General features: G+C 63.1%; 17 protein-coding genes. 15 read left to right on the top strand and 2 right to left on the bottom strand.

The genetic code is table 11. From position 1 onward, the window contains the following. Entirely contained in the window at positions 1-930 is a 930-nt protein-coding gene (locus FPZ08_RS05415) for a LysR family transcriptional regulator (protein ID WP_186767216.1), read from the bottom strand. A gap of 171 nt (positions 931-1,101) precedes the next feature. Between FPZ08_RS05415 and FPZ08_RS05410 the strand changes: the two genes are divergently transcribed. The 13 genes from FPZ08_RS05410 to FPZ08_RS05350 all read left to right on the top strand — a co-directional run bounded on the left by FPZ08_RS05410 (position 1,102) and on the right by FPZ08_RS05350 (position 15,645). After that, complete coding sequence (locus FPZ08_RS05410; RefSeq protein ID WP_146289035.1) at positions 1,102-2,466, top strand: MmgE/PrpD family protein; 1,365 nt, start codon at positions 1,102-1,104, stop codon at positions 2,464-2,466. Beyond that, positions 2,463-3,407: a hydroxymethylglutaryl-CoA lyase gene (locus FPZ08_RS05405; protein WP_146289034.1), complete on the top strand. Its 945-nt coding sequence runs from the start codon at positions 2,463-2,465 to the stop codon at positions 3,405-3,407. Before FPZ08_RS05410 ends, FPZ08_RS05405 begins: the two co-directional genes overlap by 4 nt. Beyond that, positions 3,400-4,155 carry an enoyl-CoA hydratase/isomerase family protein gene (locus FPZ08_RS05400; protein WP_146289033.1) on the top strand — a complete coding sequence of 252 codons (756 nt, stop codon included), beginning with the start codon at positions 3,400-3,402 and terminating at the stop codon, positions 4,153-4,155. The genes FPZ08_RS05405 and FPZ08_RS05400 overlap by 8 nt, the downstream gene beginning before the upstream one ends. Then, on the top strand, positions 4,152-4,916 hold the full coding sequence (locus tag FPZ08_RS05395; RefSeq protein ID WP_146289032.1) for an enoyl-CoA hydratase/isomerase family protein: 765 nt from the start codon (positions 4,152-4,154) through the stop codon (positions 4,914-4,916). The genes FPZ08_RS05400 and FPZ08_RS05395 overlap by 4 nt, the downstream gene beginning before the upstream one ends. Before the next feature lie 168 nt (positions 4,917-5,084). Further along, complete coding sequence (locus FPZ08_RS05390; protein WP_146289031.1) at positions 5,085-6,263, top strand: acyl-CoA dehydrogenase family protein; 1,179 nt, start codon at positions 5,085-5,087, stop codon at positions 6,261-6,263. Further along, a complete protein-coding gene (locus tag FPZ08_RS05385) occupies positions 6,253-7,026 on the top strand; it encodes an enoyl-CoA hydratase/isomerase family protein (protein ID WP_146289030.1) in 774 nt (257 codons plus the stop codon). The genes FPZ08_RS05390 and FPZ08_RS05385 overlap by 11 nt, the downstream gene beginning before the upstream one ends. Before the next feature lies 1 nt (position 7,027). Further along, complete coding sequence (locus FPZ08_RS05380; protein WP_146289029.1) at positions 7,028-8,194, top strand: CaiB/BaiF CoA transferase family protein; 1,167 nt, start codon at positions 7,028-7,030, stop codon at positions 8,192-8,194. Beyond that, positions 8,191-9,408, top strand: a complete 1,218-nt coding sequence (locus tag FPZ08_RS05375; RefSeq protein ID WP_146289028.1) for an iron-containing alcohol dehydrogenase — start codon at positions 8,191-8,193, stop codon at positions 9,406-9,408. The genes FPZ08_RS05380 and FPZ08_RS05375 overlap by 4 nt, the downstream gene beginning before the upstream one ends. 103 nt (positions 9,409-9,511) lie before the next feature. Next, positions 9,512-10,594: a Bug family tripartite tricarboxylate transporter substrate binding protein gene (locus FPZ08_RS05370; protein WP_146289027.1), complete on the top strand. Its 1,083-nt coding sequence runs from the start codon at positions 9,512-9,514 to the stop codon at positions 10,592-10,594. A gap of 127 nt (positions 10,595-10,721) precedes the next feature. Continuing rightward, the gene (locus tag FPZ08_RS05365; protein WP_146289026.1) at positions 10,722-12,710 is read left to right on the top strand and encodes a tripartite tricarboxylate transporter permease; all 1,989 of its coding nucleotides are present in this window, start codon (positions 10,722-10,724) and stop codon (positions 12,708-12,710) included. Positions 12,711-12,798: 88 nt separating this feature from the next. After that, positions 12,799-14,490, top strand: a complete 1,692-nt coding sequence (locus tag FPZ08_RS05360) for a thiamine pyrophosphate-binding protein (RefSeq protein WP_186767215.1) — start codon at positions 12,799-12,801, stop codon at positions 14,488-14,490. A 124-nt stretch (positions 14,491-14,614) separates the two neighbouring features. Then, a complete protein-coding gene (locus FPZ08_RS05355; RefSeq protein WP_246132812.1) occupies positions 14,615-14,998 on the top strand; it encodes an MAPEG family protein in 384 nt (127 codons plus the stop codon). Positions 14,999-15,129: 131 nt separating this feature from the next. Beyond that, entirely contained in the window at positions 15,130-15,645 is a 516-nt protein-coding gene (locus tag FPZ08_RS05350) for an AAA family ATPase (protein WP_146289024.1), read from the top strand. On the opposite strand, the gene FPZ08_RS05345 is transcribed toward FPZ08_RS05350, so the two are convergent. Continuing rightward, positions 15,595-16,551: an MYG1 family protein gene (locus FPZ08_RS05345; RefSeq protein WP_146289023.1), complete on the bottom strand. Its 957-nt coding sequence runs from the start codon at positions 16,549-16,551 to the stop codon at positions 15,595-15,597. The genes FPZ08_RS05350 and FPZ08_RS05345 overlap by 51 nt on opposite strands. Before the next feature lie 161 nt (positions 16,552-16,712). Between FPZ08_RS05345 and fgd the strand changes: the two genes are divergently transcribed. Beyond that, positions 16,713-17,726 carry a glucose-6-phosphate dehydrogenase (coenzyme-F420) gene (gene fgd / locus FPZ08_RS05340; RefSeq protein WP_146289022.1) on the top strand — a complete coding sequence of 338 codons (1,014 nt, stop codon included), beginning with the start codon at positions 16,713-16,715 and terminating at the stop codon, positions 17,724-17,726. A 10-nt stretch (positions 17,727-17,736) separates the two neighbouring features. Next, positions 17,737-18,570, top strand: a complete 834-nt coding sequence (gene cofE / locus FPZ08_RS05335) for a coenzyme F420-0:L-glutamate ligase (protein ID WP_246132811.1) — start codon at positions 17,737-17,739, stop codon at positions 18,568-18,570. The last annotated feature ends 4 nt before the right edge of the window (positions 18,571-18,574 follow it).

Here is an 18,574-nt window from a genome sequence, read left to right as displayed (position 1 = left end):
CTATCTCGCCATATTGCCGCCGAGCCACTGCAGATTATCCACCAGTTCACTGCAGCATTCGCGGATCAGGTCCATCATCTGACGCAGGTCCTGACCAATCTCCCGTTCCGCGGAAACGGCGATGACGCGGGTTGAATGCAGACCCTGGATTGGAATCGCTGACAGTTCCTTGCGCTCGAGCTCGGAACGCGCCATGGCGGCGACATGCACGGTGGGGCCGACATTTTCCTTTACCAGCGCCTTGCAAGCGCCTGCCGTATTGGCCTCTGCCGCGACAACCAATGGAATACCAGCGGCGGCAAAGGAATCTTCGATCGTGGAGCGAATGCCTGAGGATTGCGCCCCGCCGACCACCAGGGGCACACCGCGCAGATCCTCGAGCCGGAGTGACTCGACACCTTGGAACCGTTCGTCATCGGATCGATGGATAAGGCACAATGGCTCCCGCATCAGCGGCAGGATCCGTAGTCCCTGCACCGAGCGAGGCAGGTTCATCACCGCCACATCCATTTTGCCATCGCGCAACAGATCAGCCCTGGCGGGCATCAGCATGGACACGAATTCGCAGCGCAACTGGGGGTAGCGACGGGCCGCGAGGCGCGACAGGGGATAGGCCAGGATTTCCGCGGTTCCGGGCGAAACGCCGATCTTCATGCTGCCGGTCATCGGCTCAAGCCCGCCGGTGGCCATGCGAGTCACCGCGATGACCTCATCCAGGATATGTTCGGCTTTTGCCTGCAGCGTATACGCTACCGGGGTCAGCGACACGCCATGCGCGTGGCGCACGAACAGGTCGACACCCAGTTCTTCCTCCAGCTTCTTGATCTGGCGGCTCAGGGCCGGCTGGGCCACATGCAGGACATTTGCCGCACGGCCATAGGTGCCTTCACGGGCCACGGTGAGGAAATAGCGAAGCTGCCTGAGTTCCAAAACATTCTCCTCCTGCGAGCCGGTCGAAAGGGCCGGCCGTCGACACATTTTTGATCCGGTCTTGCCGCCGGATTAGCTCTTTCACTCAGATAGAGTGCAATAGTATACCATGCATTGCATTTCGAGGTAGCTGCATTTATAGCATCTGACATTGAGGTAGGGGATGATGGTATGCAGACGGTGGATTTAGCCAGGTTCGTGGTCGAGACACCCGATGATGCCGTTCCGCTGGAGGCGTTGCAACGTGCCCGTGATGCGGTGATCGACACAATCGGTTGTGCGATTTCCGGCGCGGCCGAACAGCCGGCGCTCATCGCCCGGCGTTACGTTCAGTCGATCAAGGCTGCCGCCAACACTGTGGTATGGGGAAGCGCCCTGCGTACGGCACCCGCCGAGGCGGCATTCGTCAATGCGATCAGCGGGCATGCTCTCGATTTCGACGATAGTTTGCCCAGCCTGCGCGGCCATCCCAGCGTGCCCCTCTGCGCTGCCGGCCTCGCCGCCGCTCCGCAAGCCCTATCGGGCAGGGCGTTTCTTTCGGCCTTCGTGTTGGGGCTCGAAGTGGCGGGCAAGCTCGGCCGGGCGCTCGGCCATGGCCATTATATGCGCGGCTGGCACATAACCGCTACGGTTGGCACGTTTTCGGCCACCTGCATGACCGGCCGCCTGATGTCGCTGGACGAGGGGCAGTTACGCAATGCGCTGGGGATAGCGGCGGCAGAGACCGCAGGCCTGGTCCGGAACTTCGGTACCATGGCCAAGTCCTTCCAGGCGGGGCATGCGGCCCGATCCGGCTATATTGCGTCCTGGCTGGCGCGCGAGGGCTTCACCGGCGACGATAACATACTCGATCGGCCTGGCGGGCTCATCGCGGCATACGGGGATGAGCACTCGACGCTGAATGTACCGCCATTCGCGGACCCCTGGGAAATCTTCGAGCCCGGCATCTACGTCAAGCGCTGGCCTTGCTGCTATGGCAATCATCGCGGCTTGGCCGGCGTGTTCGAACTGGTGCAGAAGCATGGCATCGAGGCTTCCGACATTGTCGAGATTAATGTCGGCTTCCTGCCCGACGCGGACAAGGCGCTGATCCATCGGAATCCGCAAACCGGGTTGGAAGCCAAGTTCAGCATCGAATATTGCGCCGCCGCTGCCGTTATTGACGGGCGAGTGACGCTGGACTCCTTCGCTGAAGCGGCGGTGCATCGCCCCCAGGTGCGTGCGCTGATGGAAAAGGTTAGGCGCGTACCAATGCCGGGGCAGGGGTCCTTTTCGGGCGTGGTGGGGTATACCGATGTCGAAATCGTCACCCATGGCGGACGCTTCTCTACACGCATCGAGCACACCCCCGGCTCGCCGGAGGCGCCGATGACGGCGAGCGACCGGCGCGACAAGTTTCTCGGCTGCACCCAAAGTGTCCTCGGGACCGATCGTGCCGAGCGTCTGCTCTCTGCGCTGGAAGGCCTGATCGGAGCCGCGGATCTTCGGGAAATCATTGAGCTCATCGTGCCCGCTCAGGAGGGTGCCGTCGCATGAGTGAACCCGATGTTGTGCTGTGTGAATGTTTCGCGCGGGACGGGCTGCAGCACGAGACAGAATTCGTCGCCACAGCGGACAAGAGTGCGTTGATCGATGCCTTTACCGGGATCGGGTTCAAGCGCATCGAAGCCACCAGCTACAGCCATCCTGAACGAGTCCCCGCCTTTCACGATGCTTCCGATGTTCTTGCCGGCATTACCCATGGCGCGGGTGTCTACTACAAGGCCACATGCCCCAATCTGCGGGCGGTACACCGGGCGCTTGGCGATCTGGATGCGGGCAGGGGAGCCAATGAGCTGAGCCTGCTGGTATCGGCCACCGAAGGCCATACGCAGCGCAACCTGCGCACCGATCGGGAAACGCAATGGCGGAATGTCTCGGAAATGGCTGCCGCGGCACGCGACCGCGTGCGGCTTGTGGGTGTCGTCTCGGTTGCCTTCGGCTGCCCGTTCGACGGCTATGTTGACCCCGGTCGGGTTGTTGAGGACGTTGCGCGCTTTGCCGATCTCGGCGCCGACCTGGTGACGATCGGCGATACGATCGGCACGGCAACGCCGGCCAGCGTCAGGCAGGTGTTCAAGCGATTGCTCGCCGAGGTGCCGCAGACTATCCCGGTAGCCCATTTCCACGATACGCGCGGCACGGGCCTGGCGAACTGCGTCGCCGCGCTGGAGGCGGGCTGCACGCATTTCGACAGCGCCTTTGGCGGCGTTGGAGGGCATCCGGCGCAGATCGAATATGGCGGCGGCTATACGGGCAACGTGGCCACCGAAGACCTGGTCAACCTCCTCGAGGAACTGGGCGTGTCCACCGGGCTCGATCTTAATGGAGTGCAGGCTGCATCGCGGCTCTGTGAGCAGATTCTGGGCCGGCAACTCAACAGCATGGTCGCCCGAGCGGGGTTCGGCCTCAAGACGCGGGAGCGCATGCATGCCTGATCAGACGACCGATGTGCTGATAATCGAGGATCATGGTCCGGTGCGTATCTTGCGCATGAACCGGCCGGACAAGCTCAACGCCCTGGATACGGCGCTGACGGTCGCGCTTCGCGACGCCCTGGTGGCAGCGGGTGATGACGATGATGTCAGGGCCCTGGTGCTGACCGGCAATGGTCGCGCCTTCTGCGCCGGCGCCGATACCGGCGAGTTCAAGGATTTGCGGCCGGAAAACCAGGACCTCATTCACAGGCGCGCCGACCTGACCTGTGCCGTCCATACGCTGCTGCGCTCCACGCCGAAGCCTATCGTCTCGGCGGTTCGTGGTGCCGCCGTCGGTGGCGGGGCTGGTCTGGCGATCGGCTGTGACATGATGGTTGCCGGTGAAGACATAAAGTTCGGCTATCCGGAGCTCAAGCACGACCTCGTGCCGGCCCTGGTGATGACCAATATGGTGCGCCATATCGGGCTCAAGCTGGCCTTCGAGATGGTGGCGACCGGCCGCTTGCTCGGCGCGGAGGAATTGTCGAGCGAGGGGCTTGTGAACCGCGTGGTCCCGCCTGACACCGTTGTCGAAATGGCGATGGAACTGGCTGAGGCTTGCGCCCGGCCCGGTCGCATGGCGATGGCTGCGGCCAAGACGCTGTTCCACCGGGTGGGCGAACTGCCCTTCGAGGCGGGAATGGCCGCCGGTCGCGATATCAATGCGCTGATGCGGGGCTTTCCCAAGCAGACGGGAGCAGGAAAATGACCGACGAAGCTGTGCTTGTGGTCGAGCGGCAAGGCCCTGTTGCTTGGGTACGGCTTAACCGGCCGCGGCAGCGCAACGCAGTCAATCTCCAGCTTTGCCTCGACTTGCGCGCGGCCTTCACGGAGCTGGACGGCGACGAGGATACCCGTGCTGTTCTGGTGGAAGGCGCTGGACCGGTCTTTTGCGCCGGCGCCGACCTCAAAGAGCGCCAGGGCAAGGATGCCGAATGGGTGCGGCAGCGGCGGCTCGCCAGCTTTGCCGCCTATGACGCCATCGAGCGCTGCTCCAAGCCGGTGATTGCCCTTGTCCACAATGGGATTATCGGCTCGGGCGGCGAGATTGCCATGGCATGCGATTTCATCATCGCCGCTTCGGACGCGTTCTTTACTTTTCCCGAGACCAAGTGGGGAACCGTCGGCGCAACCCAGCGCCTGCAGCGCGCGATCGGCAAGCGTACGGCCAAGGAACTGCTTTTCACGGGTCGATCCATGCCGGTGGACGAAGCCCGCCTGTTGGGCCTGGTATCCCGAATTGTTGAGCCCTCCGCGCTCAGGGAAGCCGGTGAACAGACAGCCCGTCAGATCGCCGAGGCGCCGGCGCTCGCTGTCCGCCTGACCAAGCAATCGATCGACCTGGGCGGACGCACCGATCAGGACAGTGGTATACGAATTGAGCAGGCTGCGATCGAGTACAACCTTGCTGTCGGCGATTGGCAGGCTGGAATCGACAAGTTCAACGAAGAATCTTCAAAAAAATCATGAATACCAGTGGCTTCTGCCTCATATCAATTCGGCATGACCGCCATAGCACTTCGGTGTTGGACGGTGTTTAATCCTCCTACTATCGTCTTCAAAAGATAGAGATGAGCAAGACGGCGGTCGTCTGGTACACCATAGTTCGGACCGCCCAGCAGGAGGATAGACGTAGTTATGAGCGACTGGCCACTTTCGGACGAACTGGTGATGATCCGCGACACGGCGCGCCGTTTTATGCGCAACGACGTGAAGCCGGCCGAAGACACAGTCGAACACGACGCTATCCATCTGCCGCACGATCTGCTGGAGCCGCTGCAGAAGAAGGCCAAGGACCTGGGCATCTGGTGCATCCGCTCGCCGGCCGAATATGGCGGGGCAGGGCTGAGCCTGCTGGGCCAGGCCGTGGTTGCCGAGGAAACTGCACGCTGCCGCATGGGCGCCTATATCCCGGCCTGCGGCGCCATCGGCTTTGATCCCCCGAACACCGTTTTCTCCCACGGTACGCCCGACCAGATTAAGCGGTTTGCCATTCCCGGCGTCGAGTCCGGCCAGAAAGTGTTCACCGCCATCACCGAGCCATCAGGTGGTTCGGACCCGGCGCGTGCCATTCGCACTCGGGCGGTCAAAAAGGGCGACCGCTACATTCTCAACGGCACCAAGATGTGGATTTCCGGCGTGCAGCACGCAAGCTGGGGCATGGTGTTTGCCCGGACCGGCGAGCAGGGCGACCGTGGCGGCATTTCCTCCTTCATCGTGGAACTGGGCACCAAGGGCCTGTCGACCCGTGAGATCCCCGTGATCCGCGCCTATTCCCCTTTCGAGCTGACCTTCGAGGATTGCGAAATCCCCGAGGAGAACCTGCTTGGCGAAGAGGGCAAGGGTTTCCAGATTTTCTCGAAATGGACCACCGAAGGCCGCATTCCCTATGCCGCTGGCACGATCGGCGTGGCGCAGGAAGCGCTGGAGCTGGCCATTGAATGGGTCAAGCAGCGCGAGACGTTCAAGACCAAGCTTGCCGACAAGCAGGCTATCCAGTGGATGGTGGCCGACAGCGAGATGGAGCTGCAGGCCGCGCGCATGCTTATCTACAAGGCAGCCATGGTGCATGAGACGGGCGGCGACCTCCGCTACTTCTCGTCCATGGCCAAGGTGACGGCCACTGAAACCGCCCACCGTGTGGTGGATCGGTGCGTGCAGATGTTCGGCGCGCTCGGCGTCGCCGAGGAAATGCCCATCGAACGCTGGTTCCGCGAATTGCGCGTGAAGCGCGTCGGCGAGGGCCCGTCCGAAGTGCAGCGCATGGTCATTGCCCGCGATCTGCTTAAGCTGAAGGGCTCGGCCAATGCCAATTGACGTCGACGTCGACGCCGCGGGCGTAGCGACGATCACGATCAATCGTCCCGAGCGCCGCAATGCGCTCGATGCCGAGCACTATCATGACCTCGGGCAGGCATTCTGTCGCGTGCGTGACGAGGCTGCGATCCGCTGTGCCATCGTCACGGGGGCGGGCGATGTATTCTGCGCCGGTGCCGATCTCAAGACCTGGATCGGGCGTGACCCATCGCTGGCCGAGCTGTGGGCGACGCAGGCCGGGCAGTTGCTCAATCGCGGGCTTGAAGTGTGGAAGCCCGTGATTGCCGCCATCAATGGCGCCTGTATCGGGGGCGGCATGACGCTGCTGTTCGCCACCGATATCCGGGTCGCCGCGCGGAACGCCTTTTTCTCGCTGCCGGAGGGGCAGCGCGGCATCATTCCCGCCAATGGCGGCACCCAGCGCGCCTTGCACCAGTTGCCACATGCCGTGGCGATGAAACTGCTGTTGACCGGCGAGCGTATGTCGGCCGAAGAGGCCGGTCGCTGGGGCCTGGTCAACGATGTGGTCGACGCAGGCGATGTCATGTCCACCGCGCGGCGCTATGCGGCATCGATCGCCGCCAGTGCGCCGCTCTCCATCCAGGCGACCAAGGAGCTGGCCTTGCGCTCGCGTGACGTTCCGCTCGCCGAAGGGCTGCGCATGGAGCAACTGACCCAGCGCATATTGCTGGCCAGCAAGGATGCTGCCGAGGGGCGGCAGGCCTTTGCCGAGCGCCGGTCGCCGCGGTTCGAGGGGCACTGAGATGCAGGGACCCCTTACCGGTATCAAGGTCGTCGACCTTACGCAGATATACAACGGTCCATACGCCACGTTTCTCATGGCGATGGCCGGAGCCGAAGTCATCAAGATCGAGCCGCCCGGCGGGGAGCATACCCGACGTAGGCAGCGCGATGGCGGCGGCGCGCATATCCCGCATGCCATGCTCAATTCGGGCAAGCACTTCGTGGTGCTTGACCTCAAGCAGGAAGAAGGTAAGGCGGCGCTGACGCGGCTCATCGAACAGAGCGACGTGCTGGTTGAAAACTACCGGCCCGGCGTGATGGCCCGCCTCGGCTTTTCCCGGGAGCATGTCAAGAAGCTCAACCCGCGGCTCATTTATGCCAGCAGTTCGGGCTTTGGAACGACCGGTCCGTACCGTGACTATCCGGCCATGGACCTTGCCGTGCAGGCCATGAGCGGCGTGCTCAGCGTAACCGGCTATCCGGACAATCCCCCGGTAAAGGCAGGCCCCGCCATCGCCGACTTCAATGCCGGCGTGCATCTTTATGGCGCCATTGCCACGGCGCTGCTCGACCGCGAGCGGACGGGTACGGTGCGTGCCGTGGAGGTCGCCATGTTCGAGGCGATCTACCCGGCGCTGGCGTCCAATCTGGGCCTGATGGGGGGCATCAACAAGGACCGCTCCCCCAGGACGGGAAACCGGCATGGTGGCCTCTCGATCAGCCCCTATAACGTCTATGAGTGCAAGGACGGCCATTGCGCCATCCTGGCCAATAACGAGCATCAGTGGCATGCGCTGGCGCGCTATTTCGGCCAGGAATGGGCCATTACCGACTCGCGCTATGCGAGCATGTACGAGCGGGTCAAGCGCATCGAAGAGGTCGATGAACTGGTTGGCGGCTGGGCGCGCGAGCAGACCAAGGACCAGCTTTTCGCCGGCCTCATCGCCGTAGGCGTGCCGTGTTCGCCGGTTCGCGAACTGAGCGAGGTCATGCGCGACGAACACCTGCATGCCCGCAATGCGCTCGTTGAGATCGAGCACCCGATCTATGGCGCCATGACTGTACCAACCAGTCCGCTGGTGTTTGAGGGCGTACCCCGGGACATACGCTGGCCGAGCCGCAAATTGGGCGAGGACCAGGCCCTGATAGACCAACCCGAACGCGCGCTGGGGCGCTCCGAGTCATGACCATGCAATTCAACCACAATGCTGAAATTGCCCTGAGCGGCGAAGCCGATATTCCGGCTGCGACACGCGTCATATATGGACCGGACAAGGCGCTGAGCGGCGTGCTCGAGGAGCTTGCCGCAGCCGGTGCGAGCCGGGCTTTCATCATCACGGGCAAAAGCATGGGGGCCAGCCACCTGGTCGCCCGGCTCAAGGAAGGCCTGGGCGCCAATTGCTGCGGCCACTTTGCGGCAATGGGGGAACATTCCCCACGCTCGACCGTGCTCGAGGCTGCGCGGCAGGCCCGCTCCGCTGGCGCCGACCTGCTGGTAGGCATTGGTGGCGGCAGCACGATCATCGGTACCAAGGGTGTCGCGCTCGTGCTGGGGGAGGGGGAGGACCTCGATGCCCTGCGGGCACATTACGATTACCAGACCCGCAAGATCACCGCGCCCAAGCTGACCAAGGCCAAGCCCCCGGTCATTGCCATCCCGACCACGCTGTCGGCCGGCGAGTTCAGCTCCGCCATGGGCATCACCGATGATGCGACGGGCGCCAAGGATATCTTCATCGACCCCAAGGTCGTGCCGCGGGCGGTGATCCTGGATCCGGTGATGACGACTGCGACCCCGGCTCGGCTGTGGTCGTCCACGGGCATCAAGGCGCTGCACAATGCGGTCGAACGCTATTACGCGCTCAATGCCAATCCCTTCATCCAGGGGCTTTGCCTCGAAGCGACGCGCAATGTCTTCCGTTATCTCAAGCGCTCGGTCGATAACCCGAATGACCTGGATGCGCGAGGGCGCCTGCAGTTCCTGAACTGGATGACGGCGTTCGGGGCCGGCAAGGGCGGCATCGGTCTGGGGCACGGCATCTGTCATCAGTTGGGTGGGGTCTGCGACGTTCCTCATGGGATCAGCGGCTGCATCGTGCTGCCGTTCATGATGGAGTTCAACCGTCCGGCGACGCTCGAAAAGCAGCGCCAGATCGCCATGGCCATGGGGTTCGAGGATACGGCTGCCAGCGACGAGGCGGCCGCAATCTGGGCCGAGCAGCACGTTCGTGGCCTGATCGCGTCGCTTGGATTGCCCGCCCGGCTGCACGAGGTCGGCGTGAAGCGCGAGGATCTGCCCAAAGTGGCGGAAATGACTCTGCGCGACCGCACCCTGTCGCCGACACCACGCCCGCCGCGCGATGCGGACGAGATATTCACTCTACTGGAAAGGATGTTCTAGCGGACGGCATAGACCGCCCGCCGCGACACTCCAGCACGACAATAAGCCAAGAGGCCGCAAAAGGCCCAAATGCAACATCAACGATGTTTCACGGAGGAGACCAATGAAACACTCTTATATCACTGCCGCAGCAGTCGGTATCGCTGCCCTTATGTCCACCGTTGCCTATGCCCAGGAGGTCGACTTTTCGGGCAAGACCATCGAACTGATCGTTCCCTACGGGGAAGGCGGCGGTTCGAGCGTCCATGCCCGCCTGTTGGCTCCGCTTCTGGAGGAAGAGCTGCCGGGCCATCCCACCATCATCATCCGCAATATCGAGGGTGGTGGATCGGTGCGCGGGATCAATGAGTTTGCGGCGCGCGCCAAGCCGGATGGCCTGACCATCGCCGCGCTGGCGACGGGCACCTACTACAGCTACATCCTGGGCGAAGAGACCGTCCAGTATCCGCTGGCCGATTTCATTCCGTTCCTGACCTCGCCCTATGGCGTGGTTTCCTACGGCCTCACCAGCTTCGGGCTCACCGGCGATCCGGAGCACGACGTGAAGTATCTGCAGGAAAACAAGGCGGTCTATGTCGGCGACGGACCGGCCGATGCCGATATGCCAGTGCTCTATTGCTTCGATCTGCTCGGGATCAAGCTGAACGGCGTCTTCGGCGTATCTCGCGGCGAGTCCCGCCAGGCCTTCATGCGCGGCGAGTCCCAGGTCAACTACGACAACATGGCCTCGTGGGAAAACGAACTGAAGCCGATGGTCGATGACGGAACCATGGTGACGCTGTTCACGATGGGCTTCCAGAACGAGAATGGCGAAGTCGTCCGCGATCCCGTGCTGCCCGATACCGCCACATGCCCTGAGCTCTATGAGATCGTGCATGGCGAGCCGATGTCCGGCGTGGAAAAGGAAGTCTACGAGAACATGTTCGCCATCCGCATGGTGACGGCCAAGACGCTGGTTCTGCCGGCCGGTACGCCGGATGACATCGTCCAGACCTACCAGGCGGCCATCGAACGGGTCGTTGCCCGACCCGAACTGCAGTCCCCGGCGGCCCAGCTCGAACTCGGCGGCTATCCGCAGGGTACCGGCCAGGTCGCGATCGATGGTCACCGCACCGCTTCGGTCATGAGCCCTGAGGCCAAGGCCGAACTGGACCGCTGGCTCAAGGACGTGTGGAATATCGACTAAGATCGACTCGCTCAGGCGGGCCTGAGGCCCGCCTGAGCTTTCCTTTTGAAGCGCGCCAACCGATCCGGCAACCACCCCCAGGGGTGGCGGGCGGTGGGGCTGCGCCAAGTTAGCATTGGGCCGCGAAATGGATCTTTCGGCACTGCAATACGCTCTCCCGGCGCTGTTGACGCTGGTGACAGGGCCACATCTGCTCTACCTGATTTTCGGCGTCGCTCTGGGCATGGTCTTCGGCGTGTTGCCGGCCATCGGCGGGCTGGCCGGGATCGCCCTGGTCCTGCCATTCCTCTTCGGCATGGATCCCGGACCCGCTTTGGCGATGATGATCGGCCTGGCGGCCGTCCCCGCCACATCGGACACGTTCAGCTCGGTGCTGATCGGGGTGCCCGGCGGCGCAGGATCGGCAGCAACCGTTATCGACGGCTTTCCGATGTCGAAGCGCGGGCAGGCTGCACGCGCGCTGACCGCGGCTTTTTTCAGCTCGTTGATCGGCGGCCTGTTCGGAGCGTTCGTCCTCAGCTTTGCCTTCGTGGTCGCCACGCCCATCCTGATGGCGATCGGCTTTTCCGAGCAGTTGATGCTCATCATTCTGGCGCTGACGCTGGTGGGCATGCTGACCGGGCGCAATCTCGCCAAGGGTCTGGCCTCGTGCTGCCTCGGCCTGCTGATCGGTACGATCGGCGCCGCGACGGCTACCGGCGAGCAGCGGTTCGCCTTCGGCACAATCTACCTGATGGATGGTATCCCGCTGGTTGTCGTGGCGCTGGGCGCGTTTGCGCTGCCCGAAATCATGGATGTGCTGCGCAAGCGTCAGTTCATTGCCGGCGATGCGCCACTGGGACATGGCTGGCTGCAGGGCTTCCGCGACGTCATCGACAACATCTGGCTTGTCTTGCGCTGTTCTGGTGTCGGGGCGGTCATGGGCATGCTGCCCGGCATGGGTGGTGGTGTGGTTGGATGGGTGGCCTATGCCCATGCGGTGCAGACCGCCAAGGACAAGAGCCAGTTTGGCAAGGGGGACGTCCGGGGGGTGATCGGGCCGGAATCCGCCAACAATGCCAAGGATGGCGGCGACCTCATCCCAACCCTGTTCCTGGGGGTGCCGAGCAACGGCACCATGGCGCTGTTCCTTGTCGGCCTGACGGTGATTGGTCTCCAGCCCGGACGGGCCATGGTGACCCAGCACCAGGATATCGTCTACCTGATCATCTGGTCACTCGCGATCGCCAACATTCTGGGTACGGCAATCAGCATCCTGCTGGCGCGCCCCATCGCCAAGGTGACGGCGATCCCGTTCGTGCTGGTGGCGCCGTTCATTCTCGTGGCCATCTTCTTCTCGGCCTATCAATCCAAATCGGACTGGGGCGACATCATTTCCCTGCTCGTGGTCGGGGTGGTTGGCCTGTTCATGAAGCGCTTCGGCTGGTCCCGTGCGGGCCTGCTGATCGGCCTCGTCATGTCGCGCAACCTCGAGGCCGCGCTTTATCGTACGGCACAGGTCTATGGGCTCGAGCTCTTCCTGCGGCCACTGGCGCTGGTCATCCTGGGGATTGCCGCGCTGATGCTGTTCGTGACGATACGGGCCAAGACACGCGTCTCGAGTGAAGGCGATGCATCGCCCGAGCTCTCCATGCCGACGGTCAATATGCAGTTTGGTTTCCTGCTGGTGCTGATTGCATTTGTGGTCGCCATTGCGCTGGATGTGAGTGACAACACGTTCCTGGCCAAGGTTTTCCCGCTCAGCGTGGCCGGCCTAGCGCTGATCTTCCTGACTATTGCCGGCATCGGCATGGTCAGGCGAAGCAGGGCGCCTGGCCTGATCTTCGACGCCGATCTGAGCGATGATCCCGAGACGGATGGGTCCAAGCCCTTGTTGCCCTTTATGGCGCTGATGGCGGCCCTGCCTCTATCGATCGCGCTTCTGGGCTTCTGGCTGGGCTCGGTGGTCTATCTGTTCGTGTTCCTGTGGCTGGTGGCGCGCAAGTCCATCCTCTACAGCGCCATCAATACCGCGCTGCTGGGGCTGTTCTTCTACGTGATGGTCGACCTGATCAATGCCAGGTTTGCGCCGGGCCTGCTCCAGCAACTGGTCGATCTGCCTTATCCACTGGGATAGCCCTGATGTGGCGGCGGCCATCCGTCGCCACATCCACTGCAAATGCGAGCTGCGCTTTCCGCCAGCTTGGCAAGCTCAAGGAGAGCCCATGTCTGGCGGGGTGCAGCAGGTGATTGCGGAGACGACTGATGGGGCAGGGGAGCAGCTGATCTACGAGGCCCTCGCGGATGCCTTCGCGGCGGAGGGCGTCGATCATCACTTCCTGCTGATGGGCCACGGTCAGATGCTGTGGGCCATTGCCATGGACAAGCTGCCGGGCATGCGAAGCATCGATGCCCGGCACGAACACTGCGCCGTGGCCGAAGCCATCGGCTACCATTTTGCCACCGGTAAGGTGGGCGTCGCTTCCGTTACATGCGGCCCGGGCTTTACCCAGACGATGACGGCGCTGACCTCGGCGGCTCAGGCTCAGGTCCCCCTGGTAATTCTGGCGGCCGACAGCCCGCTGAACCAGCGCTGGTATAACCAGTCTGTCGATCAGGCAGCGCTGGCCAGGGCCACCGGCTCTCATTTCATTGCCGCCCATAGCCCCGCGCTGATGCGCGACCACGTGCAGGAAGCCTTCTATACAGCGCGCTTCGAGCGGCGGCCGGTCGTGCTCAGTATTCCCTATGATCTGCTCAAGCTCCGTATTTCCACGCAGAGGCCTTATATTCCCTCGACTGCGCTCCTGCCGCAGGTTGGCCCGATGCCGCCGAATCCCACCGATATCGAGCGGCTGGCGGGGCGGCTGAGGACAGCGCAGCGGCCGATTTTTCTTGCGGGCAGGGGGGCTGTCCGGTCCGGGGCAGGGCCTGCCATCGAGGCATTGGCCAATGCTGCCGGCGCCTTGCTGGCTACGAGCCTGCCGGCGCGAGGACTGTTCGATCACTCACCTTTTTCGGTCGGCGTGGCGGGAGGCTTTGCCAGCCAGCTCGCCGTCCAATGCTTCGCCGAGGCCGATATGGTGGTCGCGATCGGCGCCAGCCTGACCCATTATACAGTCGATGGCGGTGCGCTTTTCCCCAATGCCTTCACAGCTCAGATCGATGAAAACCCGCTCGGCATGCGCCATGGTCGCCGGGCCGCCGACATCTATGTGCGAGGCGATGCCGCGCTGGCAGCCGAGGCCTTCATGCTGGAGCTGGAAGGAGGCACGACGGCGCGCTTCCGAAGCGACGAACTGGCCCGGCGCATCGCCGAAACACCGCCCGACACGACGCCTTACGAGGTCGAGCCGGGCTTGCTGGATCCGCGCGAAGTGGTCAAGGAAATCGACGGTGTCATACCCAAGGATTGGGACATTGTCAGCGGCACCGGTCATTCCTCATATTTCTACACCCATCTTCGCAACAGGCGGCCCGAGCAGTTCCATGTCCTGCGTGAATTCGGCGCCATAGGCAGCAGCCTGGCGATGGCGATCGGGGTGGCGGCAGCCCGCAATAACGGCAAGGTGCTGCTGCTCGATGGCGATGGCGGTCTGATGATGCATATCCAGGAACTCGAATCCATCCAGCGCCAAGGCATCAGGCTGATCATATGTGCGCTCAATGACGGGGGCTTCGGCGCCGAAATCCACAAGCTGCGCAAGCTCGGGGTGGACGAAAAGATGGCCACATTCGGCCGGCCGGACTTTGCCGCCATTGGCAAGGGCTTCGGGCTGGATGTCGCGACTATCGCCCAGCCGGGCGAGATCGAGCGGGCCTTTGCGCAATATGACCCGGAAGGGCGGTCCGCAATCTGGGATGTGCATATATCGACGCGCGTTTCGTCGCCGCGCGGGCGCAAGCAGCCGAACTGAGGCTGAGGACGCTTTCCTTACCAACTGGCCAGAATCGTGGTCTGGTGAGCCTCGGCAGTTCGGACATCGGCTGGAGGTCATTTTGGGAGCGCAACTGGCACCATACGCGATGAGCATTGTGGGCGTGCTGTTGCTTTGCCTGCTGTCGGTGGTTCTGGCGGTCTATTCGGGGCGCTCCAAGGGCGCGGTCGGGGCTTTGTCCGGACCGGTGCTCGATGCGCGTGACGACAACAAGCTCTATCGCATCGACCGGGTCCACATGAACTCGGTGGAGGCGCTGACGCCATTCGCCGTATCGGCGGTGATCGCCATGCTGGTCGAGGTGACGCCGGCGCTGCTTGCCGGGCTCGTATGGCTTCACCTGGCCATTCGACTGGCCCATCTCATTGTCTATCTGCGCGGCGGGGAGGCGGCAAAAGGGGGCCACTTGAGAACCGTGCTCTACGTCTCGTCGGCGCTGGTCACGATGGCGCTGATTGTCATCGCCGGGTGGGCCGCGCTCACCTGAATTGCGCACATACGCTATTCGCATAATATATATTATGGAACTAAAATTGATGCGAAAAGCCGGGCCTGCCTGGTGTTTTCCAGCAGTTTTGCGCTATCAGCGATGATTGCATCGATTTGAGGACGTGCCAGATGACTGCACCGCTCTATATCATCACGGGAGCCATGGCCGCCGGCAAGTCCACCATTGCCAAGGCGCTGGTGCAGCGCTTTGACAAGTCAGCGCATGTTGGCGGCGACGCCTTCCTGCGCATGATTGCCAAGGGCGGCGCTGTCATGGGCCCGGTGCTCGACAGCGAGGCCATCGTGCAACTTCACCTGCGGCAGGATATCGCCATGGATGCGGTGCGGCGCTTTGTGGCTGCGGGATTTACCACCGTCTACCAGGACATCCTGATCGGCGCGGATTTCGTCCGCGTCACCAAGGCGCTTGCCGATCTCGCGCCGCGCATCGTGGTGCTCAATCCCAGCGTCGAAACGCTGGCCCAACGTGATGCCGACCGGCATAAGACGGGCTATGGCGAGCATTTCCCGCCCAATGTGCTTGCCGATGCGCTGCGATCCGAAACGCCGCGCGAAGGATTGTGGCTGGATAGTTCAGCGATGAGCGTCGATGGCGTGGTCGAGCGTATTCTCGAGGCCTGGTAGCGCCTCGGCCACGGCCAGTTCGGCCATTGCCAGGGCCGCTTCGCGGGTTTTGGCGGCGGCGACGAAGCGGCCATTGTGGCAGAAACTGGCGCCGATAACGCCCGAAGCAGCTTCCAGCGCGCCGTCGGTCAGGCCGGCCCAGGCCGCCGGCAGGTCGGCGCGCACCGCGAAGCCATCGTCGCCGCGACGGATAGTGGTCAGGCACCAGTCCTTTTCGCGCGGATGCACCACGAAGAGCAGATGGTCGGCGCCTGATTTCACGATGGCCGGGCGGAACGGCATGCCCATGGGCAGTTCCAGCACACGGCCCTGCCCGGTTTTCTCGATGGCCTGGCGCACCATGGCTTCGGCGCGCAATTTGGCCGCGCTGCGGGCAATGGCGCCCTCGACAAAGGTGCGGGCCACGGCCAATGCGGCGTGAAATGCCGTGATTTCTGCATCTGGATCGGCGTTGTCGAAATCCGGCTTCAGCGTTTCGAGCAGCGATGGCAGGGTCAGGTTGCCCAGCGGACCGGACGGGCTCAGCGCGCCATTGTCCACCAGGTCGACCGGCAGTACGAAACTGGCGTCGAAAGCGGCGTGGATGGGCTCAATATGGGCTTCGGGCACGTTTGAGGCGGCCAGGTAGTCGCGGCCATAGTGCTTCCAGATCAGGCCGAACGAGCTGTAGGGCTGGCCGTCGTCGCGTAGAGGCGCGCCGCGCTGGTGATGGTCGAAAATCCGCTTTTCGGCATCATAGGCGCCGCCGACGTCATAGATGATGCGATCGGCGCCCGGCGTGATCCATTCGGGCGCCCTGCTCCGCTTGATCTCGGCTTGCGGAAAAAGCCTTATCAGGACAACGCTCGAGAGCAATTCGTCGGCATGAAAACCACCCGAATGGGTGACGAGAAAGTGGGGAATCATGCCGATATATGCCTTGTTGGTTTGCGGAGCCGGCTGGGCCGTGGCACCAGATAGCCATTGCCGGCCAACAGCTCAACCGCATTCGGGCCGTTGCACGAATCCGATGGACAATTTTGACCATTTGGTCAAAGTATTGCTGCCGGTGAGCATTGGAGGACAGCATGCGCTTCGGTTACAAGGCTTCGGCGGAACAGTTCGCCCCCAATATGCTGCTGCGCTTCGCCATCGAGGCGGAACAGGCCGGCTTTGAATCCGTGTTCATCAGCGACCATTTCCAGCCGTGGAAGCATACCGATGGCCATGCGCCTTTTGCGCCATCCTGGATCGCGGCCGCCTTGGCGCGCACCGAGAAGATTATTGTCGGCACTTCGGTGCTGACGCCGACATTCCGGCTGCATCCGTCGGTGGTGGCGCATGCTTTTGGTACGCTGGGCGCGATGTTTCCCGAACGCGTCATCCTGGGCGTCGGGACCGGAGAATCCCTCAACGAAGTGCCCTCCACAGGCATGGTCTGGCCCGAGCTCAAGGAACGCTCGGCCCGGCTGCGCGAGGCGGTGACGCTGATCCGCAAGCTATGGAGCGAGGAGCGGGTCACCTTCGAGGGCGAATATTACCGGACGCAGAATGCCACCATTTATGACAAGCCGGACAAGATGGTGCCGATCTACCTGGCGGCGGGTGGGCCGCTCAATGCCAAATATGCCGGCCGCGCGGGCGACGGCTTCATCTGCACTTCCGGCAAGGGACCGGAGCTTTACGTCGATCAACTGCTGCCCAATGTGGCGCTTGGGCGGGCTGAATCCGACCGGGGTGCCCTGCCCTTCGAGCGGATGATCGAGGTGAAAGTGTCGTTCGATCCCGATCCGGACCTGGCGCTGAACAATACGCGCGCCTGGGCAGCTTTGTCGCTGACGCCGGAGGAGAAGCATTCGGTGCAGGACCCGGCCGAAATGGAGCGGCTGGCCGATGCGCTGCCGATCGAGCGGGTGGCGAAGCGCTGGATCGTTTCCAGCGATCCCGACGAGCATGTGGCTGCCATCAAGACCTATATGGATTATGGCTTCGACCACCTGGTGTTCCACGCGCCGGGGGAAGACCAGAGCCGCTTCATCAGCCTCTATGCCAAGGAAATCCTGCCGCGATTGCGGGCGCTTGCGCCTGCAGCGGCCAGCTAGGTACTCGCCCATGCTAATGCCACGCTACACAGTCTGGGGTGTTACGGGGGTGCCGGAAATCGGGCCGGGCGACGATCTCGTGGCGCTGATTGCGGCGGCGATCGAAGCATCGCTGGCAGAAGACCCCGAAGCTGCCCTGCAGCATGGTGATATCCTTGTCGTCACCAGCAAGATCGTGTCCAAGGCCGAGGGCATGCAGGTGCCGGTCAGCGAGCGCGAAAAGGCCATTTCGCAGGATACTGTCCGCGTCGTGGCCGAACGGGTGCATCCCGGCGGGGTCACCCGGATCGTCGAGACGCGGCATGGGCTGATCATGGCGGCTGCGGGGATCGACACGTCCAATGTGCCGGACGGGCTGGCTTTGCGGCTGCCGGAAGACCCTGATCGCTCGGCGCTGGCACTGTGTTCTGGCCTGCGCGAGCGGTTCGGCGTGTCGCTGGGCGTCATCATCACCGATACGCTGGGGCGGCCCTGGCGCGTCGGCCAGACCGACGTGGCGATCGGTGCCGCTGGCATTGTTGTCACCGACGACCTGCGCGGCGGCGTCGATGCCAATGGGCGGCCGCTCAATGTCACCATCACCGTGCTGGCCGACGAACTGGCGGGTGCGGCCGATCTCGTCAAGGGCAAGGCCAGCGGCATTCCCGTAGCCGTAGTGCGCGGGCTCGGCCGGCTGGTGACTGGGCTCGATGCGCCGGGCGCCCGCTCGCTGGTGCGTGGGGTGGACGACGACATGTTCCGTTTCGGCTCGGCCGAGGCCTATCGGCTGGGCTACGAGGCTGCGCAGGCCGAATTGCGCGACCGGACGGATGACCAGACCAGCGAACGCGTCAAACAGGATTGACCTT

The organism is Devosia ginsengisoli (assembly GCF_007859655.1).
Classification (GTDB): Bacteria; Pseudomonadota; Alphaproteobacteria; order Rhizobiales; family Devosiaceae; genus Devosia; species Devosia ginsengisoli.
Note: the sequence above shows the minus strand (reverse complement) of the source record. Positions and strands in the feature narration are given on the sequence as shown.